At 71.7% G+C, this 26,211-nt stretch carries 29 protein-coding genes and 1 pseudogene; 14 read left to right on the forward strand and 16 right to left on the reverse strand.

The window, feature by feature from the left end; genetic code table 11:
* Window positions 1-14: 14 nt before the first annotated feature.
* The 7 genes from EDF24_RS02845 to EDF24_RS02875 form a co-directional block, all read right to left on the reverse strand.
* On the reverse strand, window positions 15-1,175 hold the full coding sequence (locus EDF24_RS02845) for a sensor histidine kinase (protein WP_132047336.1): 1,161 nt from the start codon (window positions 1,173-1,175) through the stop codon (window positions 15-17).
* A gap of 11 nt (window positions 1,176-1,186) precedes the next feature.
* Complete coding sequence (locus EDF24_RS02850; RefSeq protein WP_123701036.1) at window positions 1,187-2,167, reverse strand: D-alanine--D-alanine ligase; 981 nt, start codon at window positions 2,165-2,167, stop codon at window positions 1,187-1,189.
* Window positions 2,160-3,320, reverse strand: coding sequence for an alanine racemase (gene alr / locus EDF24_RS02855; protein ID WP_123701037.1), 1,161 nt, complete (start codon window positions 3,318-3,320; stop codon window positions 2,160-2,162). The genes EDF24_RS02850 and alr overlap by 8 nt, the downstream gene beginning before the upstream one ends.
* Window positions 3,317-3,946: a M15 family metallopeptidase gene (locus EDF24_RS02860; protein ID WP_123655079.1), complete on the reverse strand. Its 630-nt coding sequence runs from the start codon at window positions 3,944-3,946 to the stop codon at window positions 3,317-3,319. Before EDF24_RS02860 ends, alr begins: the two co-directional genes overlap by 4 nt.
* A gap of 109 nt (window positions 3,947-4,055) precedes the next feature.
* Window positions 4,056-4,736, reverse strand: coding sequence for an SDR family NAD(P)-dependent oxidoreductase (locus EDF24_RS02865; protein WP_123701038.1), 681 nt, complete (start codon window positions 4,734-4,736; stop codon window positions 4,056-4,058).
* Window positions 4,737-4,876: 140 nt separating this feature from the next.
* On the reverse strand, window positions 4,877-5,536 hold the full coding sequence (locus tag EDF24_RS02870) for a helix-turn-helix domain-containing protein (RefSeq protein ID WP_243698184.1): 660 nt from the start codon (window positions 5,534-5,536) through the stop codon (window positions 4,877-4,879).
* The gene (locus EDF24_RS02875; RefSeq protein ID WP_123701039.1) at window positions 5,533-7,044 is read right to left on the reverse strand and encodes an APC family permease; all 1,512 of its coding nucleotides are present in this window, start codon (window positions 7,042-7,044) and stop codon (window positions 5,533-5,535) included. Before EDF24_RS02875 ends, EDF24_RS02870 begins: the two co-directional genes overlap by 4 nt.
* Window positions 7,045-7,242: 198 nt before the next feature.
* Here EDF24_RS02875 and EDF24_RS02880 point away from each other — a divergent pair, with 198 nt between their 5' ends.
* The 6 genes from EDF24_RS02880 (at window position 7,243) to EDF24_RS02905 (ending at window position 12,906) form a co-directional block, all read left to right on the forward strand.
* Window positions 7,243-8,739, forward strand: a complete 1,497-nt coding sequence (locus EDF24_RS02880) for an APC family permease (protein ID WP_123655082.1) — start codon at window positions 7,243-7,245, stop codon at window positions 8,737-8,739.
* 50 nt (window positions 8,740-8,789) lie between these two features.
* Entirely contained in the window at window positions 8,790-10,754 is a 1,965-nt protein-coding gene (locus tag EDF24_RS02885; protein ID WP_123701040.1) for a primary-amine oxidase, read from the forward strand.
* Window position 10,755: 1 nt separating this feature from the next.
* Window positions 10,756-11,397 carry a hypothetical protein gene (locus EDF24_RS02890; RefSeq protein ID WP_123701041.1) on the forward strand — a complete coding sequence of 214 codons (642 nt, stop codon included), beginning with the start codon at window positions 10,756-10,758 and terminating at the stop codon, window positions 11,395-11,397.
* A 135-nt stretch (window positions 11,398-11,532) separates the two neighbouring features.
* Window positions 11,533-11,715 (forward strand): hypothetical protein, encoded by a 183-nt coding sequence (locus tag EDF24_RS02895; RefSeq protein ID WP_123655085.1) that lies wholly within the window; start codon window positions 11,533-11,535, stop codon window positions 11,713-11,715.
* A 20-nt stretch (window positions 11,716-11,735) separates the two neighbouring features.
* Window positions 11,736-12,275, forward strand: a complete 540-nt coding sequence (locus EDF24_RS02900; RefSeq protein ID WP_123701043.1) for a MarR family winged helix-turn-helix transcriptional regulator — start codon at window positions 11,736-11,738, stop codon at window positions 12,273-12,275.
* Between the two features lie 25 nt (window positions 12,276-12,300).
* Window positions 12,301-12,906: a TetR/AcrR family transcriptional regulator gene (locus EDF24_RS02905; protein WP_123701044.1), complete on the forward strand. Its 606-nt coding sequence runs from the start codon at window positions 12,301-12,303 to the stop codon at window positions 12,904-12,906.
* Between the two features lie 80 nt (window positions 12,907-12,986).
* Here EDF24_RS02905 and EDF24_RS02910 read toward each other — a convergent pair whose 3' ends face one another.
* Both EDF24_RS02910 and EDF24_RS02915 read right to left on the reverse strand, forming a co-directional pair.
* Entirely contained in the window at window positions 12,987-14,090 is a 1,104-nt protein-coding gene (locus tag EDF24_RS02910; protein WP_123701045.1) for a Gfo/Idh/MocA family protein, read from the reverse strand.
* A complete protein-coding gene (locus tag EDF24_RS02915) occupies window positions 14,087-14,887 on the reverse strand; it encodes a sugar phosphate isomerase/epimerase (protein WP_185017334.1) in 801 nt (266 codons plus the stop codon). The genes EDF24_RS02910 and EDF24_RS02915 overlap by 4 nt, the downstream gene beginning before the upstream one ends.
* Window positions 14,888-15,265: 378 nt before the next feature.
* Here EDF24_RS02915 and EDF24_RS19450 point away from each other — a divergent pair.
* The 5 genes and pseudogenes from EDF24_RS19450 to EDF24_RS02935 form a co-directional block, all read left to right on the forward strand.
* Window positions 15,266-15,940 (forward strand): annotated as a pseudogene (locus tag EDF24_RS19450) (MFS transporter); the annotation flags it as partial.
* Complete coding sequence (locus tag EDF24_RS19455; RefSeq protein WP_260233361.1) at window positions 15,844-16,404, forward strand: MFS transporter; 561 nt, start codon at window positions 15,844-15,846, stop codon at window positions 16,402-16,404. The pseudogene EDF24_RS19450 and the gene EDF24_RS19455, both read left to right, overlap by 97 nt.
* A gap of 14 nt (window positions 16,405-16,418) precedes the next feature.
* Window positions 16,419-17,627, forward strand: coding sequence for an MFS transporter (locus EDF24_RS02925; protein ID WP_123655090.1), 1,209 nt, complete (start codon window positions 16,419-16,421; stop codon window positions 17,625-17,627).
* Window positions 17,628-17,708: 81 nt separating this feature from the next.
* On the forward strand, window positions 17,709-19,025 hold the full coding sequence (locus EDF24_RS02930; protein ID WP_123701046.1) for a carboxylesterase family protein: 1,317 nt from the start codon (window positions 17,709-17,711) through the stop codon (window positions 19,023-19,025).
* Window positions 19,026-19,084: 59 nt separating this feature from the next.
* Window positions 19,085-19,672, forward strand: a complete 588-nt coding sequence (locus EDF24_RS02935) for a hypothetical protein (RefSeq protein ID WP_123655092.1) — start codon at window positions 19,085-19,087, stop codon at window positions 19,670-19,672.
* A 38-nt stretch (window positions 19,673-19,710) separates the two neighbouring features.
* On the opposite strand, the gene EDF24_RS02940 is transcribed toward EDF24_RS02935, so the two are convergent.
* Window positions 19,711-20,331 (reverse strand): GNAT family N-acetyltransferase, encoded by a 621-nt coding sequence (locus tag EDF24_RS02940; RefSeq protein ID WP_123701047.1) that lies wholly within the window; start codon window positions 20,329-20,331, stop codon window positions 19,711-19,713.
* A gap of 155 nt (window positions 20,332-20,486) precedes the next feature.
* Here EDF24_RS02940 and EDF24_RS02945 point away from each other — a divergent pair, with 155 nt between their 5' ends.
* A complete protein-coding gene (locus tag EDF24_RS02945) occupies window positions 20,487-20,927 on the forward strand; it encodes an NUDIX hydrolase (protein ID WP_123655094.1) in 441 nt (146 codons plus the stop codon).
* Window positions 20,928-20,931: 4 nt separating this feature from the next.
* Here the strand turns inward: EDF24_RS02945 and EDF24_RS02950 are convergent, their stop codons facing one another.
* From EDF24_RS02950 to EDF24_RS02960, 3 genes are all read right to left on the reverse strand, one after another.
* The gene (locus EDF24_RS02950) at window positions 20,932-21,618 is read right to left on the reverse strand and encodes a hypothetical protein (protein ID WP_123655095.1); all 687 of its coding nucleotides are present in this window, start codon (window positions 21,616-21,618) and stop codon (window positions 20,932-20,934) included.
* Window positions 21,615-21,806, reverse strand: coding sequence for a hypothetical protein (locus EDF24_RS02955; RefSeq protein ID WP_123655096.1), 192 nt, complete (start codon window positions 21,804-21,806; stop codon window positions 21,615-21,617). The genes EDF24_RS02950 and EDF24_RS02955 overlap by 4 nt, the downstream gene beginning before the upstream one ends.
* An 89-nt stretch (window positions 21,807-21,895) precedes the next feature.
* Window positions 21,896-22,267, reverse strand: coding sequence for a VOC family protein (locus EDF24_RS02960; protein WP_123655097.1), 372 nt, complete (start codon window positions 22,265-22,267; stop codon window positions 21,896-21,898).
* Between the two features lie 33 nt (window positions 22,268-22,300).
* On the opposite strand from EDF24_RS02960, the gene EDF24_RS02965 reads away from it, so the two are divergent.
* Together EDF24_RS02965 and EDF24_RS02970 are read left to right on the forward strand one after the other, a co-directional pair.
* Window positions 22,301-22,939, forward strand: coding sequence for a nucleoside/nucleotide kinase family protein (locus tag EDF24_RS02965; protein ID WP_123701048.1), 639 nt, complete (start codon window positions 22,301-22,303; stop codon window positions 22,937-22,939).
* 28 nt (window positions 22,940-22,967) lie between these two features.
* Complete coding sequence (locus EDF24_RS02970) at window positions 22,968-23,801, forward strand: SDR family oxidoreductase (protein ID WP_123701049.1); 834 nt, start codon at window positions 22,968-22,970, stop codon at window positions 23,799-23,801.
* Window positions 23,802-23,963: 162 nt separating this feature from the next.
* Here EDF24_RS02970 and EDF24_RS02975 read toward each other — a convergent pair whose 3' ends face one another.
* The 3 genes from EDF24_RS02975 to EDF24_RS02985 form a co-directional block, all read right to left on the reverse strand.
* A complete protein-coding gene (locus EDF24_RS02975; RefSeq protein ID WP_165931349.1) occupies window positions 23,964-25,223 on the reverse strand; it encodes a CynX/NimT family MFS transporter in 1,260 nt (419 codons plus the stop codon).
* Entirely contained in the window at window positions 25,220-25,951 is a 732-nt protein-coding gene (locus EDF24_RS02980) for an HAD hydrolase-like protein (RefSeq protein WP_123655100.1), read from the reverse strand. Before EDF24_RS02980 ends, EDF24_RS02975 begins: the two co-directional genes overlap by 4 nt.
* An 88-nt stretch (window positions 25,952-26,039) precedes the next feature.
* Window positions 26,040-26,211: endonuclease NucS domain-containing protein (locus EDF24_RS02985; protein ID WP_123701051.1), on the reverse strand; the 172-nt coding region annotated here is incomplete at its 5' end.

Raw genomic sequence — 26,211 nt, forward strand, 5'->3', positions numbered from 1 at the left:
CGTGGTCGTCTCGGTCATCGTGGGGTTCCGTCGTGCAGGGCGAGGGGGATGCGGGCGCGGGCCGCGAACAGGTCGTCGACGACGGCGGCGTCGAAGGAGCCGTCGAGCGCCGCGAGGCGTGCGCGCATGCCGTCGACACCCCGGCCGGACCCGCTCGTGGTCTCGCCCGACGTCCGCACGACGTTCTCGACCTCGAGCACCAGGTCGCCCGAGCGCCATGTCTCGCGCACCACGACCGGCAGCCCCGGCGCACCGTGGCGCAGGGCGTTCGTCAGCATCTCCTGGAGGACGCGTCGCGCCGCCGTCCCCGTGTCCTTGCCGAGCGGGCGAGGGGTCCCGCGGACGGTGTGGTCGACCTGCACCCCGGCTTCGCGGATGCCCTGCACGATCTCCTCGAGCGAGGCCGGGTCGACGCGGTCCCCGGACCCGTCGATGTGCCCGAGGACCTGTCGGACCTCGACCAGGGAGCTGCGCGCCGTGCTCGCGATGGTCGCGCTGACCTCCCGGATGCGGGCCTCGTCCTGCAAGAACGGCACCGAGTCCGCCTGGGCGATGATCACCGCCAGCGAGTGGCCGACGACGTCGTGGACGTCGCGGGCGATGGCTCCGCGGATGCGCTCCGACTCCGCCTCGTCGACGGCGCGGGTCGCGACCGCCTCGGCCTCGACGCGGCGCTCGGACTCGCGGTTCCGCGAGGTCCACGAGCGCACGGCCAGGCCGCCGGCCCACACCGCGAGCAGTGCCGTGACCGGGGCGGCCGCGGCGAGGAGCGCCTGGTCCGGCGGGCCGCTGATGATCAGGGCGAACCGGTACCCGGTGTACGCCAGGTAGACCGTCGCTCCGATCCCGGCGACCAGTGCCAGCACGCCGGAGAGCACCACCTCGGCCTTCGTGCCGACGATGGCCGACGTCCCGACCACGACGAAGAGTGCGATGTCGACGAGAGACGGTCGTTCGTAACCGGTGACCTGGACGAACCCGAGCAGGACGGTCGTGACCATCGCGCCGGACGGTGAGAGTCGACGGAGCGCGATCGCGGCCGCGGCGAGGAGGACCGCGGAGAGGCTGGCGTGTTCGAGCTCGACGTCCACCGGAGCGACGAAGACGAGTGCCGCGACGACGGCCCATGCCACGTCGACGACGATCGACCGCGTGGCGAGGGGTCTGAAGATCACCCACCGCTCCGTCACCACTGGATCATCGCACGGTCCGCGCTCCCGGTGACGGCTGCATCGAGCAGCGCAGCGACGAGTTCGTCGTACCCGAGGCCGACCGCGGCGAACATCCGCGGGACCTGCGACTGCTCGGTGAACCCCGGCGCGGTGTTCACCTCGTTGAGGACGACGCCCGCGGCGGTCACGAAGAAGTCGAACCGGGCGACCCCCGCACACCCGAGCGTCTCGTAGAGGCTCCGCGCTGCCTGCTCCAGCGCAGCGTGCGCTTCTGGTTCGAGCCGCGCCGGGACGAGGAAGGGTGCGCTGCCGTCGTACTTCTGCTCGCGGTCGAACACGGCTCCGTCGGCGACGGCGATCTCGAGCGTCGCACCGGCACGGAGCACGCCGTCCCGGTCGCGGAAGAGGGCGATGTCGACCTCGCTCCCCGTCACGAACTCCTCGACGAGCACCGCGTCCCCCGCGGCGAACGCACGGTCGAGTGCCGGAGCGAGTTCCCCGGGTGTCCGGACGACGGAGACGCCGTTGCTCGAGCCGCCGGTCGTCGGCTTGACCACGACGGGCAGCGGTTGGTCACCGGGCTGTTCGCTCGGACGGACGAGCGTCCCCGGAGCGGTCCGGACGCCGGCGGCCTCGGCGAGGAACTTCGTGACCCACTTGTCCATGCCGAGCGCACCGGCACGGACGGGGGAGCCGACGAACGGCGTGCCGAGCATCCGGAGGAGCCCGGCCACGGCGCCGTCCTCGCCGTCGACACCGTGCAGCGTCGGGAAGACGACGTCCGCGGCAGTGAGGACCGTGACCGCGTCGGGTGGGGACAGCGCCGGGCCGTCCGTGGACCGCCAGCCGCCCGAGCGGTCGATCGTGAGCGCGGACACCTCGTGCCCGAGGCGTCGGAGCGCGCGGGTGATCGCGGCGGCCGACGCGACGGAGACGTCGTGTTCGTCGTTCGCGCCGCCGCCGATGACCGCGACCCGAATGCGTCGTTCAGACACTGGCTGCCTCTTCCGTGTTCGTGCTCGTGCTCGTGTTCGTGTTCGTCCGGAGGACCCGGGACACCCGACTGCCGATCCGAGTCACGATCTCGTGCTCGATCGTGTCGGCCCACGCCGCCCACTCCGTCACCGTCGGTTCGCCGGCGTCGCCCGGCCCGAAGACGATCGCCTGCTCCCCGGGGCAGAGCACGTCGTCGCCCGTGTCGACCACGACAGAGTCCATCGAGAAGCGCCCCACGAGTGGACATCGGCGGCCGCGGACGAGCACCGACGCCCGTTCCGAGGCCGCCCGGGGCAGGCCGTCCCCGTAGCCCAGGGGCAGGAGCGCGAGGTTGGTCCGCCGATCGGCGACGTGGTCGAGCCCGTACCCGATGCCGGTCCCGGCGGCGAGCGGACGGGTGGCGATGACGGTCGTCGTCAGCGACAGTGCCGGGCGGAGTGCCGCGGAGGTGTGTGACGGGTCGATGCCGAACAGTCCCGCGCCGATCCGGTGCAGGTCGTACCCGGCCCCGACCCCGGTGATCGTGGCTGCCGTCGCGGCGAGGTGCCGCACCGATGGGGCCAGCCCGCGGCGCCGCGCTGTCCGGACCGCGTTCGCGAAGACCAGGCGCTCTCGCCGGTTCTGCTCGTGCTCCGGCCGGTCGGCCGAGGACATGTGCCCCATCAGACCGACCACCCGGACAGCTCCGGCTCGCTGTGATCCGCTGGCGAGTTCGCAGAGGGACGCCCAGGTGTCGGCAGGTGCGCCGTCCCGCGCCATGCCGACGTCGACGTGCAGGTGCACGCGGGCGCGCTGCCGGACGCGCAGCGCCGCGCGTCCGATCGCGTGCAGCAGCGCGGGGCTCGACACCGCGAGGTCGATGTCCGCGGCGATCGCCGACTCGAAGTCCGCGTCGACGGGGTTCAGCCAGCTCAGCACTGGTGCGTGCACGGCGGCCGCCCGGAGCCGCAGGGCCTCATCGATGGACGTCACACCGATGGACCGCGCCCCTGCGGCGAGCACCGCGCGGGCGACGTCCCCGTGGCCGAACCCGTCGGCCTTGAGCACCGCCATCACCCGCCCACCCGTGAGCGCGGTGAAGTACGCGGTGTTCGCGCGGATGGCATCGTCGTGGACGGTCAGTTCCGTCGTCGCGTGCTGGAGGGCGGTCATCCCGCTGACCCGTCGGGCAGCGTCGCGGGGCAGTCGCCGCCGGGAGTGGTGGCGAGTTCGAAGTGCCACATCTCGTTGGCGTACGTCCGGCAGAGCCCGAACCGCGAGCCGTGCTGGTCCATCCAGCTCATCGCGTCGGTCGGCCCGACGTCGACGGCCTGCCCGCGGACGTGCGAGGACTTCTCCGGCGTGTTCACCCACCGTCGCGCCGCTTCGAGGGACCCGTACTGCTCGATGCCCTGGTCGAGGAGCGCCTGCTGGTAGTGCTTGCTGCGCCACCCGGAGTTGACGAGTACGTCGACGCCGTCCGCCGAGGCCGCGCGGGTCGCCGCTTCGAGCGCGCGGCGGAGGTCCGCGTCGAGCCCCGTGATCGCGGGAGTGTCCTCGAGCTCGGAGATCGGCGCGCTGTCGATGAGCCCGTCGCGGGACGTGACGAGCACGCCGCCGATGGTCTCGCTCGCCGTCACGGTGACCGGGGCGGACGGAGCGTGGTGCGTGGGTCGGTTCGGCGCACCGGTCGCCGGCGCGTCCGCGATCCCGGTCCCGATCGCGCACCCGGCGAGGACGATCGTCGCGGTTGCGAGCAGGCCGGTCGCGATGGTCATCCTGGAGGGCTTGGAGGTCATGAGACCATCGTCCGACATACCGGATGCTGGAACATCGGCCGGAAGACCCAAGTCCTTCCGCCTCCCGGACGAGGCCGGACTCAGTCCACGAGCCGGGCAGCCCCTGACGTCAGATCGTGACGGACCCGAGCACCCGGTGCGCGATGGAGATCGACTCGCCCGACACCGCGGACAGCGGCGAGGACAGGAACGCGATGAGGTCGGCGATCTGCTCGGGGCTGGACTCGCCACCGGACCCGCGCTGGACCTCGGCCGCGGGCTCGTCGGTGACGGTGCCCGGGTTCACCACGTTCACCGAGACACCGGTCCCCGCGAACTCGTCGGCGAGGTTCTTCGCGATGACGCTCACCGCCGTGTTGCGGAGGGACGCCGTGATGTTGCCCGAGAAGTAGGCGTTCTGGCCGCTCACCACGACGACCCGGCCGAAGCCGTTGTCGCGCTGCGTCGGGAGCACGGCGTTCGCGACCCGGAGGAACCCGAGCGCCTTGCCGTCGATCGCCGACGCGATCTGGTCCGGGTCGGACTTCTTCGCGCGGTCGAGCGTCCCGGCGCTCGGCGCGGCCGTCACCACGAGGACGTCGATGCGCCCGTGCTGCTCGACCACCGAGGCCACACCGGCGTCGACCGACCCCTGGTCGGCCGTGTCGATCGAGACCCCGTCGTCGCCGGCGCTCCGGGATGCGACCACCACCGTGGCACCCTCGGCTCGGAGCCGATCGGCGACGGCACTGCCGATGTAGCCCTTCCCTCCGACGACGAGCGCGACACGGTCCTTGAGCTGGAGATCCATGCGTCGACGCTATCCCCGCGTGCGCGCTTCGGCCCGCAGTGCTCCCACGGCCTCGAACAGCGTTCGTTTCGTTCGTTTGACTCACAAGCGTGATGCCACGCCCAGAGCGGCCACGCAGGCGGGTCGGAGACCGCAGCCCCTCACGCCAGCAACGGTTCCAACCGCGCGACCGCCGCCCGCAGGGACGCCAGCGCGGAGCCGGGGGCCTCGATGCGGGAGGACGGCGCGGAGAGCGTCAGCCCCGCGACGAGCTCACCGCGCTCACCGAGGACCGGCAGCGCCAGGCACCCGAACCCCCGCGCGAAGGTCCCCACCTGCACCGCCGACCCACCACCCGCCGCGTGCAGCCGCCCCATCGCGCTCCGCCCCGGGGAGGACCGCAGCGCCGCCTCGTCGAGCAGCGGGAAGTCCGGGTCGACGTCGATGTCGGTGATCCCGGTGGCGTCGTAGCGGGCGAGGTGCACGCCGGCCCGGACGGCGGACCGCACGTCACCGAGTACCGCACGCACGGCACGGGGGAGCGGCGACGCGGCCGGCCCCGGTACGGCGGCGGATCCGACGCCCGCCAGCTCGGCGACCTTGTGTCCGAGTGCGAACCCGCGCAGGTCCGGCAGCCGCACCAGGTACTCGTCCTCGACGAGCAGCGTGATGAGCCGGTACGTGGTCGCCCGGGGCATCCCGAGCACGTCCGAGATCTGCTGTGCGGTGACGCCCGGTCCGGCGTGCGCGACCGCCTCCAGCACCGACAGGGCGTTCTGGATCGCCTTCGGTTGCCGCGCGCGGAGACCGGGTTCGCTCACCGCGCCTCCGACCGTTCCCCGGTGGCCGGTCCGGAGGCTCCCAGCAGGTCCGCCACGACGGGCACGTCGTACACGGCCCGGCTCGCACCCCGCCGCCACGGTCGCCGTCGGGTCGCCACCAGGAACGCGACGACCACCGCTGCCACCACCCCCACGGCGAGGACCACGGCCGGCCACCGGGACGACACCGCCTCGACCCCGAGGTACGTGACGAGGACGAGCGCGAGCATGGTCCCCGTCGCGACGGACACCACTGCGACCCGGGTGGTCAGTTCCCCGATCCGGCGCAGGAACACGGGCGCCGCGAAGCACGTCATGGCGTACGCGGCGATGTACCCGAGCGCGGCGACGACGAGCTCGGCCTCCATCAGGGACCACGTCGGGATGCCGAGGGCGAGGGCGATCACGGGCAGCACGGTGAGCACGGCGCAAGCGAGGAGCCCGGCGACGAACGGCGTCCGGAAGCGTGGTGACGTCCGGCCGAGGACCCGGGGGAGCACCCCTTCTCTCCCCATCGTGAACAGCACCCGGACGAGCGCCGTCGTCGAGGCGATCGCGCACGCCGCGAAGGACGCCGCGATGCCGACGTCGAGCAGCCACCCGATCCACTGCATCCCGTACGCGGTCGCGAGCTCGTTCACCGGGGAGGCACTCGTCCCGAGGTCGGCGCCCATCGCGGCGAACCCGAGCTGCTGCGCCGCCGCACTGACGAGGTACAGCGCGCCCGCGACGAGGACGGTCCAGGAGATCGCCCGTGGGATCGTGGCGAACGGCCTGCGCGCCTCGACCCCGAGGACCGACGCGCTCTCGAAGCCGACGAAGGCGGTGACGGCGAGGGCGGTCCCGACGGCGAAGTCGTCCGGACGGGTGGGGCCGAGCGCGATCGCGGAGACGTCGACGGGGTGCGCACGGAGCACGAGCGCAACGATGAAGACCACGATGACGGCGACGGAGAGCGCCTCGACGAGCAGGGTGAGGCGGGTGGAGAGCCGCACCCCGATCGCGATCACGGCGAACACCGCAGCGCCCATCACCGCGACCACCACCATCGTGACGAGGGCGTTGTCGCCGGCCGCCGGGACGAACCGGGACAGCAGGTAGTCCAGGTAGTAGCCACTGCCGGTGAGCGAGAACATCGCGATGAAGCCGTAGCCGAGGAGCAGTGCGGCGCCCGCGACGACTCCGGCGACCGGGCCGAGCCCGAGCGACACGTACGTGTAGAGCGACCCGGTGCCGGCGACCCGTCGGACGAACTGGTTCACCGTGCGCCCGACCAGGAACGACAGCGCCATCGCGGCGAGCAGGGACCACGTCGCACCGGATCCCGCGACGCTGGCGACGAGGACCGGGATCGTCGTCGCCGCCGCCGACGGTGCCACCGCGGAGACGGACTGCGCGAGCACGTCGACCGGTCCCACGGCACGGCGGGACAGCCCGTCGACCGGGGAACGCGTGCCGATGCCGGGCACCCGGGGCGGGTCGGCGATGGCACGGTCGAGCGCGGTCATGCGGCAACCGTACGGGGAGGTCGTTGCCCGAGTGTCTCGCCCGTGTTTCCGGTGCGATTCCGGCAAATGAGACACCGCGACGGCCGGCGTCCCATTCGGGTGCGACGGGGTTTCACGCCGACGGAACAGCGGCGCAACGGCGGCACGGGACCGTTGGGGCACCACCACCCGAGACCCACCGAACCGGAAGGCCCGCCGATGTCCAGCATCACGAAGGACCCCGCGTCACTCGGAGCCGTGCCGGCCCCGCACACCAGGACCATGCGCGGCTCGCTCGGCGTCACCGCGATCGTCTTCATGGTCGTCGCCGCGGCCGCACCCCTCACCGTCGTCGGCGGTGCCGCACCGCTCGGCATGCTGCTCGGCAACGGTGTCGGCTTCCCCGCGCTGTACGCCGCGTCCGCCGTGATCCTGCTGCTGTTCTCGGTCGGCCTGGCGGCGATGACCCGGCACATCCCCCGACCGGGGGCGTTCTTCACGTTCGTCGGGCACGGCCTCGGGCGCCCGGCAGGCGCCGGCGCCGCGACCCTGGCGCTCCTGACCTACACGACGATCCAGGTCAGCGTGCACGGGTACATCGGGTACCTCCTCGGCGTGACCGTCTCGGGTCTCGGCGGTCCGGACATCCCCTGGTACGTCTGGTCCCTCGTCGTCGTGGCACTCGTCGGACTGCTCGGCTACCGGCACATCGACCTGTCGAGCAAGGTCCTCGGCGTGCTGCTCGTCGCGGAGGTCGGCATCGTGCTGGTCCTCGTCGCGGCGATCGTGGTCCGCGGCGGCGCCGACGGACTCTCGCTCGCACCGTTCGAGCCGTCGGCGATCATGTCCGGTTCGCCTGGTGTCGGCCTGATGTTCGCGATCGCCGCGTTCATCGGCTTCGAGGCGACCGCGATCTTCCGCGACGAGGCGAAGGACCCGGAGCGCACCATCCCGCGGGCGACCTACACGGCCGTGATCGGCATCGGCGTCTTCTACACGCTGGCCTCGTGGGCGCTCGTGATGGCGTGGGGTCCGAACGGGGTGCTCGCCGAGGCCGCGAAGGACCCGGGTTCCCTCATCCTCACCACGGCCGCTCGGTACATCGGCGGTGCCGGCGAGGCCGTGCTGAACGTGCTGCTGCTGACGAGCATGTTCGCCTGCGTCCTGTCCTTCCACAACGTCATCACCCGGTACCAGCACTCGATGGCGAACGCGTCCCTGCTCCCTGCCCGCCTCGGCGCGGTGCACCGCAAGCACGCGTCGCCGCACACGTCGAGCATCGTGCAGACGATCACCGCAGCGGCCCTCATGGTGCTGTTCGCGGTGCTCGGCCTCGACCCGGTGCTCCAGGTCTTCAGCTGGTTCGCCGGCGTCGCGACCCTGGCCGTCGCGATCCTGATGGCCGCGACGAGCCTCGCCGTGATCGTGTACTTCCGCCGCACCCGCTCCGACACCCGCGTGTGGAACACGATCGTCGCGCCGGTCCTCGGGTTCGTCGGGCTGGTCGCCGCCGCCGCACTCATCTGGGCGAACTTCCCGACGCTCGTCGGCGACGTGGACGCGAAGGGAGCGAGCGTGTTCGGCGTCGTCAGCATCGTCCTCACCGGGCTCGTCGTCCTCGCGGCCGTCGTCGGCGTCGTCCAGGCCGTGGTGCTGCGCCGCACCCGACGTGCGCAGTACGAGGTGATGCTCGACCGCCTGGCGGTCGAGAGCTGACCCCGAGAACCCGACCCGAGCCTCCAGACCGAGCAGAAGGAACCACGCGCATGACCCTCACCGATCCCGTCACCACGACCACCCACCCGCTCGCGAACCTGTCCGCCGACGAGTTCACCGCGATCCGCGACGTCGTCACCGGGCACCCGGACTGGACCGACACCACCCGCTTCGCCTACGTCGGCCTCGAGGAGCCGCACAAGCGCGACGTCCTCGCCTGGCAGGACGGCACCGCCGCGCTGCCGGAGCGCGTCGCCCGCGTGATGCTCCTCGACATGGCGACCGGCCGGTCCACCGACAACCTCGTGTCGCTCACCACGGCGACCCTCACCACGACCGAGGTGCTCGACGGCTCCCGTGGCCAGCTCCCGGTGCTCATCGAGGAGTTCGACGCCGTCGGCGAGATCGCGTCGGCCGACGAGCGGTGGGTGGCCGCGCTCGCGGAACGCGGGCTCACCGTGGACGAGGTGAAGTGCGTCCCGCTCTCGGCCGGGTACTACGACTTCCCGGAGGAGCAGGGTCGCCGCATCCTCCGGGTCCTGGCGTTCAAGCAGGACCACCCCGCCGACCACGTCTGGGCGCACCCGGTCGACGGTCTCTCCGTCTACGTCGACGCCGCGAACCGGACGGTCACCCGCATCGTCGACGCCGGGCACCTGCCGGTGCCGCAGACCTCCGGGAACTTCGACGACCCGGCGATGCAGGGCGAGCCGCTCGACCTCAAGCCGATCGTGATCACCCAGCCGGAGGGGCCGTCGTACCGGGTCGACGGGGAGTTCGTCGAGTGGGCGAACTGGCGGTTCCAGGTCGGGTTCGACTCCCGTGAGGGGCTCGTGCTCCGGCAGCTGTCCTGGCAGGACGGCGACACCACCCGTCCGATCGTCTACCGGGCGTCCATCGACGAGATGCTCGTGCCGTACGGCGACCCGTCGCCGGTCCGGTTCTGGCAGAACTACTTCGACACCGGGGAGTACCTGTTCGGGCGCTTCACGAACTCGCTCGAGCTCGGGTGCGACTGTGTCGGCGAGATCCGGTACTTCGACGCCGTGCTCGCCGACGAGCTCGGCAACCCGCAGACCATCCGGAACGGGATCTGCATGCACGAGGAGGACTTCGGCACCCTCTGGAAGCACGGGGACATCTACACCGGCTCGCAGGAGGTGCGCCGGTCCCGCCGCCTGGTGATCTCGTTCTTCACGACCGTCGGCAACTACGACTACGGGTTCTACTGGTACCTCTACCTCGACGGCACGATCGAGTGCGAGGCGAAGCTCACGGGCGTCCTCTTCACCTCCTCGTACCCGGGGCGGTCCGCCGACGGGGCCGACTACCCGTACGCCTCCGAGGTCGCTCCCGGCCTCGGCGCCCCGTACCACCAGCACCTGTTCTCGGCACGGCTCGACATGATGGTCGACGGGCTGTCCAACGCGGTCGACGAGGTCGACGCGGTGCGGGTCCCCGTCGGGCCGGGCAACGAGCACGGGAACGCGTTCACCAAGTCGGTGACCCGACTGGCGTCGGAGTCGTCGTCCGGCCGGCTCGCCGACGCATCCGTCGCCCGCACCTGGTTCGTGTCGAACACGGAGCAGCAGAACCACCTCGGTCGTCCCACCGGGTACGTGCTGTACCCACAGGACGCGCCGGTGCTGCTCGCCGACGACTCGTCCTCGGTCGCGTCCCGAGCCGAGTTCGCCCGGAAGCACCTGTACGTCACGCAGTACGACCCCGCAGAGAAGTACGCAGCAGGGGACTTCGTGCACCAGAACCCGGGGGGCGACGGGCTGGCCCGCTTCGTGCAGGCCGACCGCCCGCTCGACGGGGAGGACATCGTGCTCTGGCACACCTTCGGTCCGACGCACTTCCCCCGTCCCGAGGACTGGCCCGTGATGCCCGTCGACTACGCCAAGTTCACGCTGAAGCCGTACGGGTTCTTCCCGCGGAACCCGGCGCTGAACGTGCCGGCCCCCGGCTCCTCCGGGTCGGCGGACGCGCACTGCTCGCACCACGGCGGCTGAGATGACGGACGTGCTCGGGCTCGCGGCGATCCTGCCCGCGTCCGCCGGGGCGTGCTGCACGGTCGGGGCGTGGCGCCCCGGCCGTGCGGTCGACGTGGTGGCGGCGCTCGTGATGGTGGCGGCGATGGTGGACGGGGTGTTCGGGCCGCGGGTGCTGCCGGGGGTCGTCTGGTTCCTGGTGCTGGCGCTGCTGGCGGTGGCGCTCGCCGCGACCTCGCGGTTCCAGCGGGTGGGTCCGGGCGCTTTGGTCGCTGCGGGCGCTGCGGGCGGTGCGGGCGGTGCGGGCGCCGCGGGCGCTGCGGGCGCTGCGGCCGGGAGGCCCGGGTCGGGCCCGGCAGGGCGGCCGACGGGCGCGCACGGCCGCCTCCACGGCGCGCTCGGCCTGCTGGTGATGGGAGCGCTGGGCATCGGCATGACGCACGGCTCCGGAGCGTCGGACACGGCCGGGATGGCTGGGATGCACCACACCGGGACGGTCGACGTCGTGTGGCAGCTCGTGGTCGGGGGACTCACCCTCGGGTACCTGCTGCTGACGGCCCACCTCGTGCGCGACGGGCTCCGTCGCCGGACCCGTGTGCTGCCGGTCCTCGAGGCGCTCACGATGGGGATCGCCGTGGCGGTGATGGCCGCCGCGATGGTGTGATGGTCGAACCGTCCGTACAGTTCACTGCGCGAAACGTACAGCCCGTGAATCGTTCATTGCGCGAATCGTTCATCTTCTGAAAGACTTCCCCCGTCCAGCCCGGACACGAAGGCGATCAGGAAGGTGGACGACGACATGCGCAGCACGTACCACGGGGCCCAGCGGAACCCCGGACTCTTCGGCTCCCACCCGCGCGTCGGGCTCACCGCGCCGCACGTCATCGCGGCGTACGTCAACGCCCGTGTCGAGGACCCGTCGCTCCTGTCGCAGCAGACCGAGCCGTCCTACGCGGACTTCTTCACCGTCCCGCAGGCCTGACAACCGGAGTTCATGACCACATGCCGTTGACCGTCGTCCGCCGCGAGCACGTCCACCTCTACGCCCAGGAGCCCCGCTCGACCGCCGCGAAGAGCGCCGTCGATGCCCTGCTCCGCCTGCAGCACGCCGAGGAACGGCAGATCGAGCACGCCCGCATCGAGAGCGGCCTGTCGAAGAACGAGTTCCTCACCGTCCGCTACATGCTCCAGGCACACCGCGACGGGCGCGCGATGGGGCCGAAGGACCTCGCCGTGATGCTCACGGTGTCCAACGCCTCCGTCACCAAGATCGTCGACAGCCTCGTCGCGAACGGCGACCTGGTCCGCACGGCGCACCCCTCCGACCGCCGAGCACAGGTGCTCGAGCCGACGGAGCAGGCTGCGGCGAAGATCGACGCGTCCTACGGGCCGTTCCACGAGATCGTGGTCGAGGTGCTCGACCGTCTGCCGGCCGCCGACAACGACGTCGTCGCGAGGGCCCTCGGTGAGATCGTCGAGGCACTCGGCCGAGCCGTTCCCGAGCCCGCCGACGAGTACACGGTGGAGCACACCACCGCCTGAAACCTTCCAGCGGTAAGTTGTCTGCATGACCGCCGCCGAGGACGCCGAGACCGCGCCCCGGCGCGGGTACCGCAAGGGCGCCGAACGGCGGGTGCAGATCCTCGACGAGATGATCCGCATGGTCGCGGAGCAGGGGGTCGACGCATCCTCGTTGCGCTCCGTCGCCGAGGCACTCGGCATCACGCACGCCGCGCTCCGGCACTACTTCCCGTCCCGTGACGAACTCCTGCTCGCCGTCTACCGCGAGCACGAGGTCCGCGAGCAGGGCGCTCCCGACCGGCTGGAGTCCGCGATCGGGGACATGCGGGAGAGCGCCGGGCGGAACCGGGACGTCCCGGGACTCGTGCAGCTCTACACGACCCTGTCCGCCGACGCCGTCGGGGAAGGACACCCGTCCACGCGGGAGTTCATGCGCGAGCGGTTCGCCCGGCTCCGCAGCGAACTCGCCGACCTCATCCGGCGCGACCAGGAGGCCGGGCGCATCCGAGCCGACCTCGACCCGACGGACCTGGCGTCCCTGAGCATCGCGGCGTCCGACGGCCTGCAGGTGCAGTGGCTGCTCGACCCGGACGCGGTGGACGGCGAGCGGGTGCTGAGCCTGCTCGAGCACATCGTCCCGCCGGCCGGCTGACCGGCGGGAACGCCGGAACGGCCGGCTCCCGGGGGAGTCGGCCGTCCTGGTCGTGCGTGGTGCTGCGTGGTGCTGCGCTGCTACGCGGTGAGGACCGCGGCCGCGGGGTCGAAGTCCTCGGGGAGCGGCGGGATGTCGGCGACGGTCGACGTGATGTCGACGGCCGAACCGTTCGCCGCGGCGTCGCGGATGCCGAGCAGCACGTCGAGGACGTGCAGCGCGGTCGCACCGGAGGCGCGCTCCGGGCGGTCCTCCGCGATCGCACGCGCGAGCTCGACGACACCAGTGCCACGGCCCCAGGTGGAACCGACGGCGCTGATGGTCTCCGGCTCGTCCTGCCCGTAGCGCCAGAGGGTGGAGTCACCCTCGAACGTGTTCGGGTCCGGCAGCGAGATCGTGCCGAGCGTGCCGTTGATCTCGACGAAGCCCATGCGCGGGAGCGCGTGCTGGAACGAGAACGTCGACTGGGCGGACTGCCCGCCGGCGAACTCGATGAGCGCGGCGTGGTGCGTCGGGACCTCGACCGGGAACGTCTCGCCGGCACGGTCACCGGACGCGATGGTCCGGCGGTCGAGCGACTTCGACGACACGGCCTGCACGCGGGTGGCGGCACCGAGGGCGTGCACGAGCGTGGTCACGTAGTACGGGCCCATGTCGAACAGCGGACCGGCACCGGTCGCGAACAGGAAGTCCGGGTTCGGGTGCCATGCCTCCGGCCCCGGGACGTGGAACATCGTCGTCGCGGTGAGGGGCTCGCCGATGTCGCCGCGGGCGATGGCCCGGAGCGCCGTCTGGATGCCGGCACCGAGCACAGTGTCCGGCGCCGTCGCGACGCGGAGGCCCTTCGCCTTCGCGGACTCGAGCACCGCCGCAGCGGAGTCGTGGTCGGTCGCGATCGGCTTCTCGCTCCACACGTGCTTGCCGGCGTCGACGATCTGCTGGTCGACCTCGGCGTGCGCCGCCGGGATCGTCAGGTTGATGACGATCTGCACGTCGTCACGGGCGAGGAGTTCCTCGACCGTCCCCGACGCGGCGACGCCGTACGTGGACGCCTGCGCGGCGGCACGGTCGAGCAGGACGTCGGCGACGAAGCGGACCTCGACGTCGGCGAACTTCGTCAGGTTCTCCAGGTACTGCGTGGAGATGTTGCCGGCACCGATGATGCCGATCCCGACACGACTCACTTGTCGTTGGCCTTCAGCCAGGTGAGGGACTCGGAGATGCCCTCGAAGACGTCACCCTTGTACGCGTCGAACTCGACCACGCGGATGGCGTTCGGCGCGGCGGCGAGGATCGCCGGCACGTCGACGTCGCCCTGGCCGGCGGGCGTCTGGTTCTCGAACGCACGCTGCAGTGCCTCGGGGACGATGAGGGCGCTCTCCGAGGAGGGCAGGGCGGTGCGGATGTCACCGTCGACCTTGCCGTCCTTCACGTGGATCGCGACGACGCGGTCGCCGAGGCCCTTGAGGACGGCCGGGGCGTCGGCGCCACCGACGGTCGCCCAGAAGGTGTCGAGCTCGAGCACCGTCTCCGGGCTGATCTGCGACACGAAGTGGTCGTAGACCGTGCGGCCGTCGACCTTGTTCGTGAACTCCCACTGGTGGTTGTGGTAGCCGAACTGCAGGCCGCGGGCGGCTGCTTCGGCGGTGAGGACGTTGACGCGCTCGGCGATCTTCGCGACGTCGTCGGCGGTCTGCCAGCGGTCGGTCGGGATGAACGGGTCGATGACGGTGCGGATGCCGAGGCGCTCGGCGGCGTCCCAGATCGGAGCCGTGTCCTCGGCGTCGATGACGGCCACGTGACCGGACGGGGCCTTCAGGCCGGTCGCGGCGAAGGCACGCTCGAGGTCGGTGGCGCGCTCGACGAACGCGTAGGGCTCGACGTTCTCGTAGCCGATCTCGCGGACGCGGGCGATGGCGGCGTCGAGGTCTTCGGCGATGGCGTCGCGCAGCGAGTACAGCTGCACAGAGGTGGTGGGCATTGCAGAGGCTCCTTCGATCCTGGCTGGGGTGGTGCCACCCGCCGGGACGCGATGCTCCGCGGCGAGATCGATGACGACGCTACACGGAAAACCATCCGGTGTGTAGTTTTTGCTGCGCCGTGTTTCGTCCGGGGTCCCATGTCCTGACCTGTCGATGTATGCTCGCCTCTGTCAAAACCTTGCTCAGCAAGGTTTTCATCGACTCAAGGAGGCGTCATGAGCACACCCGAACCCGCGGAGACCCCGGTCCTGCTGCACCCGGAAGAGGGCATCACCCAGCCGGTCAGCACGATGAAGGTCGGGCTCGGCTACCAGATCGCGCTGTTCCTCGGACAGTTCGGCCTGTTCGTGGCGCTCATGGCCCCGGTCTACGTCAGCATGCAGCTGAAGGCCGAGGCGCTCGTCGGTTCGGATGCCGCCAACGTCATCGGCTCGGTCCTGCCGATCGGCGCGTTCGGCGCGCTCATCATGAACCCGCTCGCCGGTGCGCTCTCCGACCGGACCCGCACCCGCTGGGGTCGTCGTCGCCCGTGGATGCTCACCGGGGTCGTCGTGTTCGCGATCGCGCTCGCGTGGATCGCCTTCGCCCCGGACACCACCCAGCTCACCCTCGGGTGGCTGCTCGCCCAGCTCTCGGCGAACACGGTCCTCGCGACCCTGACCGCGAGCTTCGCGGACAACGTGCCCCAGTTCCAGCGCGGGAAGTCCTCCAGCATCATCGCGCTCGCGCAGAACATCGCCGTCCTCGCCGGCACCTACCTGTCGGTGTTCTTCGTCGCGAACCTGCCGGTGCTGTTCATCGCCCCCGGCATCCTGGCGATCATCCTCGTCGTGGTCTACGCCGTCGTCGCCCGGGACGACCTGCCGACGTACAAGCTCAAGAAGTTCACGTTCCTCAACCTGATCTCGTCGTTCTGGACGAACCCGATCAAGAACCCGGACTTCGCGTTCGCCTGGTGGTCGCGCTTCCTGATCATCTTCGCGACGTTCATGTTCACGACGTACCGCCTGCTCTACATGAAGGAGCACATCGGGATCACGAGCGACAAGGAGGCCACAGCGGCCGTCGCGTTCGGTGTGCTGCTCTACACGATCGCCCTGCTCGTAGCGCCGCGCTCTCCGGGTGGGCGTCCGACCGGCTCGGGCGTCGCAAGGTCTTCGTCGGCGGATCCACCGCGCTGTTCGCCGTCGGGCTCGTGGTCCTCGCCCACGCCGACAGCGTGCACGGGTTCTACGTCGCCGAGGTCGTCATGGGCTTCGCGTACGGCATCTACTCGGCCATCGACACCGCGCTCGTGGTCGACGTGCTGCCGAACGCCGACCGTCCGGGCAAGGACCTCGGGGTGATCAACATCGCGAACGCACTCCCGCAGTCGCTCGCCCCGGCCGCGTCGCTGTTCTTCCTGAAGTTCGGGACCAGCGGATCGCCGGACAACTACGAGCTGATGTGCTGGGCCGCCGGGATCGTCGCGATCATCGGTGCCCTCGTCGTGATCCCCATCAAGCGCGTGCGCTGATACGTTCTGGCGTCATGACGAACCCGACGGTCGACGTCGACCAACGGCACCTCGCCCGGTGGCGGAACGCGATCATCGTCGCGTTCGCCCTCGGCGGCATCAGCCTCGCTGCATGGGGCCCCCGCCTGCCCGAGCTCCGCGCCGAGCTCGGCGTCGACACCGGCACCATCGGCCTGATGCTCGGTGGCGTCACGATCGGTTCGATCGGTGGTCTGCTGTCCGCCGCCCCGCTGCTCCGGCGGTTCGGCGGCCGGAACGCCCTGACCGCGGTCGTGGTCCTCGTGCCGGTCGCCATCGCCGTCCTCGGCATCGCGGCGGCGCTGCACTCCGTGCCGCTGGCCGCGGTGGCCTTCGTCGTCGCCGGTGCCGGGATCGGCTCGCTCGACGTGATGGCGAACATCGAGGGCACGGCCATCGAGGTGCTCGCCGGACGCACGACCCTCCCGTTGATGCACGCCGCATGGTCGGGAGGCGCGGCGCTCGGTGCCGGCATCGCCGCACTCTGCGCGGCGCTCGGCATCACCGCGTCGACCCAGTTGGTGGTGGAGGCTGCGGTGCTGCTCGTGGTCGGCGTGCTCGCCATGCGCGCGATCCCGGACGGCACCCGTGCCGAGGAGCACGACGACACGATGACGGCCGGGCAGCGCATCCGCGCCTGGGCGAAGGGGTGGGCAGACGTCCGACTGCTGATGATCGGGCTCGTGATGCTCGGCGTCGAACTCGGCGAGGGGTCCGCGAACAACTGGCTCGCGCTCGCCACCACGGACGGGCACGGGCAGTCCGCGACCATCGGCGCGCTGTTCTTCACCGTGTTCGCGGTGTCCGAGGCGGCGACCCGCGTCTTCGCCGGCCCCGTCGTCGACCGGCTCGGACGGGTGAGCACGATCCGCTGGACCACGGCGCTCGGCATCGTCGGCGCCGTCCTGTTCATCGTCGGCGGCTCGTGGTGGCTCACCCTGATCGGCGTCGTGCTCTGGGCGGTCGGCGTCTCGATGGGCTTCCCGCTCGGGATGTCCGCGGCGGCGCAGAGCGGGCCGAACCCGGCCGCGCGGGTGAGCGTCGTGGCGTCGATCGGGTACTTCGCGAACTTCGCCGGGCCGCCGGTCATCGGTGCCATCGCCGAGCGCGTCGGCGCCCTGAGCGCGCTGTGGCTCGTCGCGGTGCTGTTCATCGCGGCCTTCGCCGCGTCCGGTTCGCTCCGGCCGGTGGAGCGCCGCGACTGACCACGGCGGTGGGCCCGCGCGGCCACCTGCGCGGGCCGGCGCGCCGGGCCGGCACCGAGCCTCCCGGGCTAGCGTGGCCGGGTGAGCGACGACGGAACCAGGACCTTCGACAGCCCAGCCGGACGCATCCGCGGATCGCTGGACGGCGACGTCGTCCGCGTGCTCGGCGTCCCCTACGCGCAGGCGGACCGCTTCCGACCGCCGCAGCCGATGCCCGTCTTCGACGACGTGTTCCATGCCGACTTCCCCGCGCCGGTCGCCCCGCAGCCCGCCGCGACCGTCGTCGACCAGCTGCTCCACGTCATCGAGGCCGAGGTCGACGAACGCTGCCAGGCGCTCTCGATCACGATCCCGGGCGACATCAGCCCGGACGAACGCCTCCCCGTCATGGTCTGGGTGCACGGCGGCTCGTACGTCATCGGCGGCGGCGACCTGCCGATCAACGACCCGTACGACCTGGTCCGCGAGCAGCGCGTGATCGTCGTCACCGTGACGTACCGGCTCGGCGTGCTCGGGTTCCTCGGCGACGGGGAGCGGATCCCGGCGAACCTCGGGCTGCTCGACCTCGTCGCGTCGCTCCGCTGGGTGCGGGAGAACATCGCGGCGTTCGGCGGCGACCCCGACCTCGTGACGCTCTTCGGCCAGTCCGCCGGCGGTGACGCCGTCGCGCACCTGATGATCAGCGACGGCGCCGAGGGGCTCTTCCGCCGCGCGATCGTGCAGAGCGCGCCCCTCGGGCTCTCGCGGAACCGCGCGCGGATGAACCGGGCGATGGTCGACGCCGTCGGCGTGGTCACCGAGGAGACCCCGCTCGAGGACCTGCTCGACCGTCAGGCGCTCGGCACGAAGGTCGCCGCCCCGTACGGGCTCCGTGGCGGGATGCCGTTCGGGACGCAGTACGGGCACGCGCCGCTCCCCGCCGAGCGCGACCTCGCCGACGCCTGGCGCCGCGTCGCCCCGGAGATCGACGTCCTCATCGGGTCCGCGTCCGACGAGGCCGGCATGTACGTGCCGGTCATCCCCGTGCTGAAGCGCATCGTGCGGCACCGGGTTCCGCGTGCGCTGGTGCGGTGGTGGCTGGTCCGGCCGCTGACGGCGGTGATCTACGGCCGCGATGCCCGGGCGTTCGCAGCACGGCATCGCGCTGGCGGTGGGAACGCGACCGTCTACCGACTGCTCCGCGGCGCGACCGTCCGTCCGACGGGTGCCGTGCACATGAGCGACCTCCCGCTCCTGCTGGGCCGGAAGGCCGCGTGGGCGGGCAGCCGGTTCGTGCCGGAACGGGACTGGGCGGAGGTGGAGCGCCGCGGACCCGGCGTCCGGGCGATCTGGGCCGAGTTCGCCAGGACCGGACGGGTCACGGCGCCCGACGACGAGACGCTGGTCTTCGAGCACTGAGCGGAGTCCCCAGAACGGGCGGTCGCGGCACACCCCCGCCGCACCGGACAATCGACGTCATGCCCGCGTCCGACCACGACCTCCGCGCCAGCATCGTCGCCGCCGGCATCGCCGCGTACCGCGAGGCCGACTTCCACGACGTCGGGCCGACCGACGTCGCACGGCTGTCCGGCATCGCCGAGGAGGAGTTCCGTCGCGTCTTCCCGCTCTGGGACCTGTTCGTCGTGGCCGTCGTCGACCGCTGGAACAACGGCACCCGTCGGGCGCTCTGGGCACTCGCCGAGGAGCACGGTGCGGTCGCGTACGTCCGCGCGCGCCTGGAGTCCGGCATCGAGGAACCGGCACTCGTCCGGCTCCGCATGGCCGTCATGAGCGCCGCGTCGAGCCCGTCGCACGCTGCCGCCGGGTGGTTCCGCGGCCAGTACACACGGTCGTTCGAGGACCTCACCCTGGCCCTGGCCCGGGACGTCGTCGCCGGCCGTGAACCCCGGGGACTGTCCCCGCGGCACGGTGCGGAGCAGCTCTTCGCGCTCTACGAGGGACTCCAGCTGCAGTCGATGCTCCGGGACGACGTCGACCTGCTGCCCGGGTTCGACCGTGCCGTCGCGCGGATGCGGGTCGGCTGGGGTGCCGGCGCGACGGTCTGACGGTGCGCCTGTCTGAGGCCGCGGTCTGACGCCGCGGTCTACAGGTCCAGCCGCATCACGTACCGCCGTGCCGTCGGGTGCGTGAGCTCCCGGAACCCGGCGGCCACGAACGCCGACCGTGGACCCACGAAGAGCTCGCCCCAGACGTCCTCCTTCCCCGGCGCGAACTGCATCGGGTAGCCCTCGACCGCGCGCGCCCCGTTCCGCCGCGCGTGCTCGACGGCACCGACGACCAGCGCGTGGCTGAGGCCCTGGCGCCGGAACCCCTTCCGGACCACGAAGCAGGGGATCGCCCACACGCTCTCGTCGGTGCGGTCCTCGTCCCGTCCCGCCCACGCCACGCGGGTCCTGCGCAACCGGACGAACGCCGGCCGTGGCTCGACGGCCGCCCACCCGACCGGTTCGCCGTCCCGGTAGGCGACGACCCCCGTGGTGTCGCGGGCGTCGGGGTCGTCGCACCCGACCTCGGCCCGGAACCGCCGGGTGCGCTCGTCGTTCGGCATGTCGGTGAACTCGCGGTCGAACGTCTTCAGCCACTGGCAGTGGCACGTCGCCGGGTCGCCGCGCTCGCCGAACACGAGGTCGAGGTCGTCCCACGGCACCTCGTTCGCGGGACGGAACGTGACCGCTCCGTCCCGGTTCGTGACCGTCGTCGTCATCGCACGCCGTCCCTCCCCGAGCGCCGCGGTGCCGCGATCCCTGCGGCTGGCACGCTCGGATGGGGCTCACGATAGCGCGCCGGGTTCCGTCGGGACGGCCTGGAGGCTCGGCGCGGCATGCGAGCGCCGGCTCCCGTTGCTGGGATGGTCGGGACATGGAGTACACCGAGTACGACACCAGGGTCGCTGCGTACGGCGTGGTCACGCACGAGGGGCGGGTGCTGCTCGCGATGCAGCGGTTCCCGGAGGCGGGGACGTGGGCGCTGCCCGGCGGCGGCGTCGAGTACGACGAGAGCGTCGAGCAGGCCGTCGTCCGCGAGTTCATGGAGGAGACCGGCTACGAGGTCGCTGTCGATGGGCTCCTCGGCGTCCGCCACCACCTCGTCCCCGCGGAGCGACGGATGCACGAGAACGGTCGCCCGATGAAGGCGCTGCAGGTCGTGTTCCGCGTGACGGTCACCGGTGGGGAGCTCCGCGACGAGGCGGACGGTTCCACGGAGCGGGCCGACTGGATCCCGATCGCGGACCTCCCGCACCACCGGCACGGCCTGGTCGTCCCGATCGCCCTCGGTTGGGCGGGCGCCCTCACCCCCTGACCACTCAGGCGCTGACGCGCTCCCGCCCCGGTCCCTCCACGAGCCACCCCATGCTGCGCAGTTGGGCGGCGGCCTCCTCCGGATTCTCCCGCGCGACGAGTCCCGCCTGCGTCGAGACCCACCGGGCTTGGCCGTCGGCGATCGCGGAGCGCCACCCGGGCAGTGAGTCCACTCCGCACTCCTCGATGAGGAACACCAGGAACTCTTCGATGGACGGCCGGAACCGGCTGCCGCCGACCGGGTAGTGCAGTGTCGACAGCCGAGATGGGTCTCGCTGACGTCGGCCGGCCGCGGACGCCGTTGCGAGCATCGTGGTGAAGGCGCCGCGCTCCGAGTGGACGTGCCAGTGCGCAACCGGGGCACCCGACTTCGTGCGCTCGTACTCGAACCGTGCAAGGGGCTCGCGATCCGGTCGCATCAACAGCCGGAACTGCGACGTCTCGGTCCGGAATCGAGCGCTGGCGGGTTCGCTCGAGAGTGCGAACCGCACGTCGAGGTCAGCGACGACCGCTCCGCCCACGCGCAGGGGGATCGTCGAGGGATCCCCGTCGTCACGCTGTGTACGCACGAGGAGCACGTTGTCCGAACGGCGTTCGAAGAACCGCACGCCGTGTTCCGGCAGCACGCCGTCGATCAGCTGCTGCAGATCGCGCACGAACCCGAAGGCCGTCGCGGCCTTGACGGTTCTCACGGTGCGTCGCTCAGCACGAAGTCGATGGCGTCGAGTTCGGCCTCGGCCTGCCACTCGTCGCCCTGGAGTTCCCGCAGTTCCATCACGGGCCCGAATCCCCTGTCGTCCAGGCCCCAGTACTGCAGGATCAGGGAGCGACGCGCGCGGAGCGCTTCTGCTCTCATCGGGTCGATCTTCGGCATGCGCATGGTCTGCTCCTTCTTCGTCGGTGCGGAGAAGGTAGATCGCCGCCGCTCCCGGGCGCCAGCTTTCTGGATGCGACATTTCGCGGGGCGGGCTACTCCGCGATGACGCTGAAGACGTTGCCCGAGGGGTCGGTGAACCACGCGATGAGCGGGCCGCCCTTGCGGTTGATGCCCTTCTCGTCGGTCATGCCCTCGTAGTGCAGGAAGCTGACGCCCTTGGCGGCGAGCTCGTCCACGGCCGCGTCGACGTCGGGCACCGGGAAGTTCAGGATCGTGAAGGACGCCGGCTCGTGCGCCGGGCCCTTCGGGTACGCCAAGACCCAGCGGCCGTCGCCGAGCTGGATCGAGAGCATGCCGTGGTCCTCGGTCACCTCGAGCCCGAGGACGTCCGTGTAGAACGCCTTCGCCTCGGCCGGGTCCCGCACGGAGAACCCGCTGAACGCCTTCGTCGCATCGATGCTCATGCCGACAGTGAACACCTCTGGGAGGATGAGGGCGTGCGCGCGGAGGGAAGTGTCGACGAAGCCGTCGAACGAGCGATCGAGCTGGCGTCGTCGCCGTCCCGCGTGGTGCTCGGCATCGCCGGGGCACCGGGAGCCGGCAAGTCGACCCTGGCTCGGCGTGTGGTCGCGGCCGTTGACGAGCGGTTCGGCGCCGGGACGGCCGTGCAGGTGCCGATGGACGGCTTCCACCTGGCGAACGCCGCACTCGACGCGCTCGGCCGGCACGACCACAAGGGCGCGATCGACACCTTCGACGCCGACGGGTACGTGGCGCTCGTCCGGCGACTCGTCGCAGCGCAGGAACCCGTCGTCTGGGCACCCGACTTCGACCGCCGCGTCGACGAACCCGTCGCCGGCAGCATCGCCGTCCCGCGCGACACCCGGCTCGTCGTCTCCGAGGGCAACTACCTGCTCGACGATGCCGCTCCCTGGAGTGCGCTCCCGGAGCTGTTCACCGAGACGTGGTTCTGCGCGGTGGACGACCGGGTCCGCGTCGACCGTCTGGTCGGGCGCCACATGCGGCACGGACGCGACCACGAGGCGGCCCGCACCTGGGCGGTCGAGGTCGACGGTGTGAACGCCGCACGCGTCGCTGCCACGGTGACCCGAGCCTCCTGGACCGTCCGGACCTGACCACCAGCGCACCATCGAGAGGACCAGCATGACCATCGCCATCACCGGTGCGACCGGCAACATCGGCGGCGCCGTCGCCCGCTCGCTCGCCGCCGACGGGGTCCCGTTCCGGATGATCGTCCGGGACGCGTCGCGGGCGCCGGAGCTGCCCGGCACCGAGGTCCGGACGGCGACCTTCGCCGACACGGACGCGGCCCGTGCGGCGCTCGACGGCGTGGACACGCTGCTCATGGTCTCCGCGGCCGAGGCCCAGGACCGCCTGCAGCAGCACCGCGCCTTCGTCGCGGCCGCCGCGACCGCCGGTGTCCGGCACGTCGTGTACACCTCCTTCGCCGGTGCAGCGCCGGATGCGACCTTCACGCTCGGCCGCGACCACTGGGCCACCGAATCGGCGATCCGTGCGACCGGGATGGCGCACACGTTCCTGCGGGACAGCTTCTACCTGGACTTCGTCGAGGACCTCGTCGGCGAGGACGGCGTGATCCGCGGGCCGGCGGGCGACGGGGCGATGGCAGCGGTCGCGCGCGCGGACGTCGCCCGGGTGGCGGCGACGGTGCTCGCGAACCCGGCAGGGCACCTCGACCGGACGTACGACCTGACCGGCCCCGTGGCAATCACGCTCGAGCAGGCGGCTGCGATCGTGAGCGCCGAGCGCGGGACGACCGTGACCTACCACCGGGAGACGGTGGAGGAGGCGTACGCCTCGCGGGCGAAGTGGAACCCGAAGCCGTGGCAGGCCGACGCGTGGGTGAGCACCTACACGGCGATCGCCGAGGGTGCCCTTGCGCGGGTCTCCGGCGACGTCGAGCGGGTCACCGGCCGTCCGCCGATGACCCTGCAGGACGTGCTCCGCGCGGGCTGACCGCTCGGTCGCTGCGCGTTCGTTCCCATCTCGCCTGCGGTGGGAAGAGGAAACGCGCGTGGTGGGTCGGAAGAAACGACCCCCTACGCGCGAAACGACCCCCTCCGCGCGAAACGACCCCCCTCCGCGCGGGCCCTCCGCGCGGGCGGCCGACCGCTGGGGTCAGGGGACCCGGCGCGCGGCCAGGGTCCCGACGACCCCGAGCACCAGGACCGCCACGAGCACGACGAGCAGCGGTGCCGTCCAGTCCCCGGTCGCACCGTGCAGCGCACCGGCGACGAGGGGCCCGGCCGACCCGATCAGGTACCCGCCGCCCTGCACGAACGCGGACATCCGCCGGGCGTCGTCGTCGTTCGAGACGAGCCGCACGATGATGATGAAGATCACCGTGATGCCGCCGCCCTGCGCCGCACCGCCGAGGATCGACCACAGCAGCCAGAGCTGGGGCGCGAAGAGCAGCCCGAGCGGCATGGCGAGCCAGAGGAACGCGACGAGGGACAGGATCGCGCGCGGACGCCAGCGTGCGGCGAGCACCGGGACGCCCAGCGCACCGACGACCGCGAGGATCTGGAACACCGACGAGCTCGCACCGGAGGACGCCTTCGAGAAACCGATGTCGTCGTGCAGCAGCGTCGGGATCCAGGCGGTGAGCGCGTAGTAGGAGAACGCCTGCCCGCCGAAGGCCAGCGTCAGTCCGATGGTCACCCAGCGCGTCGGGCGGCGGGACGGCGCGGACCCGGCGGAGGCGGTGTCGGGCAGCCGGATCGCCCCGGTGCCGAGCACCTGGTCGATCGGCCCCGTCACGGGCAGCGGTTCCACGGGAGCGCCGGCCACCGGTCGGAGCCATGCAGCTCGGGGCCCGACGGCGTACGACCACGCGAGTCCGGCGACGACGGCGAGCACACCCCACACCGCGATCGCGGCGGGCCACCCCCAGACGCTGGCGATCGGCGCGGTTCCGAGCGAGGTCGTCATCGACCCGACGTTGAGCGCCGACGTGTACACGCCGGTGACGATGCCGACGCGTTCAGGTGAGGTGTCCCGCCGGATGACGACCGGGATCACGACGTTGCCGATGGTGATGCCGATGCCGATCACCGCGGTGCCGATGAGCAGCGCCGCGGCGCTCGGGAGCGACCGGACGATCGTGCCGGCGAGCACGATCAGGAGCGAGAGCGACAGTGCTCGCTCCGGGGTGGCCTTCGCGATCACCCAGCTGGCGAGCGGCGTCGCGAGGGCGAAGCAGAGCACGGGGATCGTCGTCAGCAGTCCGGCGACCGTGGTGGTGAGACCGAGGTCGAGGCGGATGTCCCCGATCACCGGGGCCGGCGCGACGATCGGCCCGCGCAGGTTCAGCGCGACGAGGACGATCGCGACGGGCAGGACCCAGCCCGCGCGGCGGACCACTGTTCCGGTGCTCACGAACGAGCGGAGGCGTCGGCAGCGTCGGCGGCGTCGGACGCGTCGGACGCGGGGAGCGACGAGTCCGACGACCCCGGCAGCAGGATCGGCAGCAGGTCGAGCGGCGTCGCAGCCTGCGCGATGGTGCCCTCGGCCTCGGCGGGGGAGCCGTAGCCCCACTCCGCGAAGACCACGGGGACGCCGTGCACCGCGGCGCCCTCGACGTCGTGCAGGCGGTCGCCGACGAGCACCGGCCGCGAGATGTCGAACCCGCGGGCGTCGAGCCGCTTCAGCGCTTCCTCGACGACGTCGGCCTTCGATGACCGCACCTCGTCGTCGCTGGCCCCCGTGATGATGTCGATGTCCCCGGTCAGTCCGTAGTGGTCGAGGATGTACGTCGCCGGGGTCTCCGGCTTGCTCGTCGCGGTCGAGATCGGCAGGCCGGCCTCGTGCAGGGTGCGGAGCACGACGTCGATCCCCGCGAACATCGTCGAGTCCAGGGCCCCGTGCGAGAAGTAGTGCTCGCGGTACACGGCGAGCGTGCGGTCCGCCAGCGCCTCGTCCATGCCCATCGCGATGCGGAACGTGTCGAGGATCGGCGGGCCCACGAACGACATCAGCGTCGCGCGGTCGGGAACGGGGACGCCGACCTTGCGGAACGTGTACGTCAGGCTCTCCAGGATGCCCGGCGCCGAGTCGCTGATGGTTCCGTCGAGGTCGAAGAGGATGGCGCTGAACGGGCTTGTCATGACGTACCCACCCTAACCGGGGGACCGGAACCGGCCCACCCGTGCGTCGTGCCGTGCGGGGCGGCGTCGACCCGGGCCTCCCGCCCGGTCAGAACAGGCGGGTGTGCCCGCCCTCGATGCCCCGCATCGCGTCGTAGTCCAGGACCAGCACGCGGATGCCGCGGTCCTCGGCCAGCGTGCGCGCCTGCGGTGCCACCGTCTGCGCGGCCAGCACCCCCTGCACCGGACGCAGCAGCGGGTCCCGGTTCATCAGCTCGAGC

This window comes from Curtobacterium sp. PhB130 (assembly GCF_003755165.1).
Classification (GTDB): domain Bacteria; phylum Actinomycetota; class Actinomycetes; order Actinomycetales; family Microbacteriaceae; genus Curtobacterium.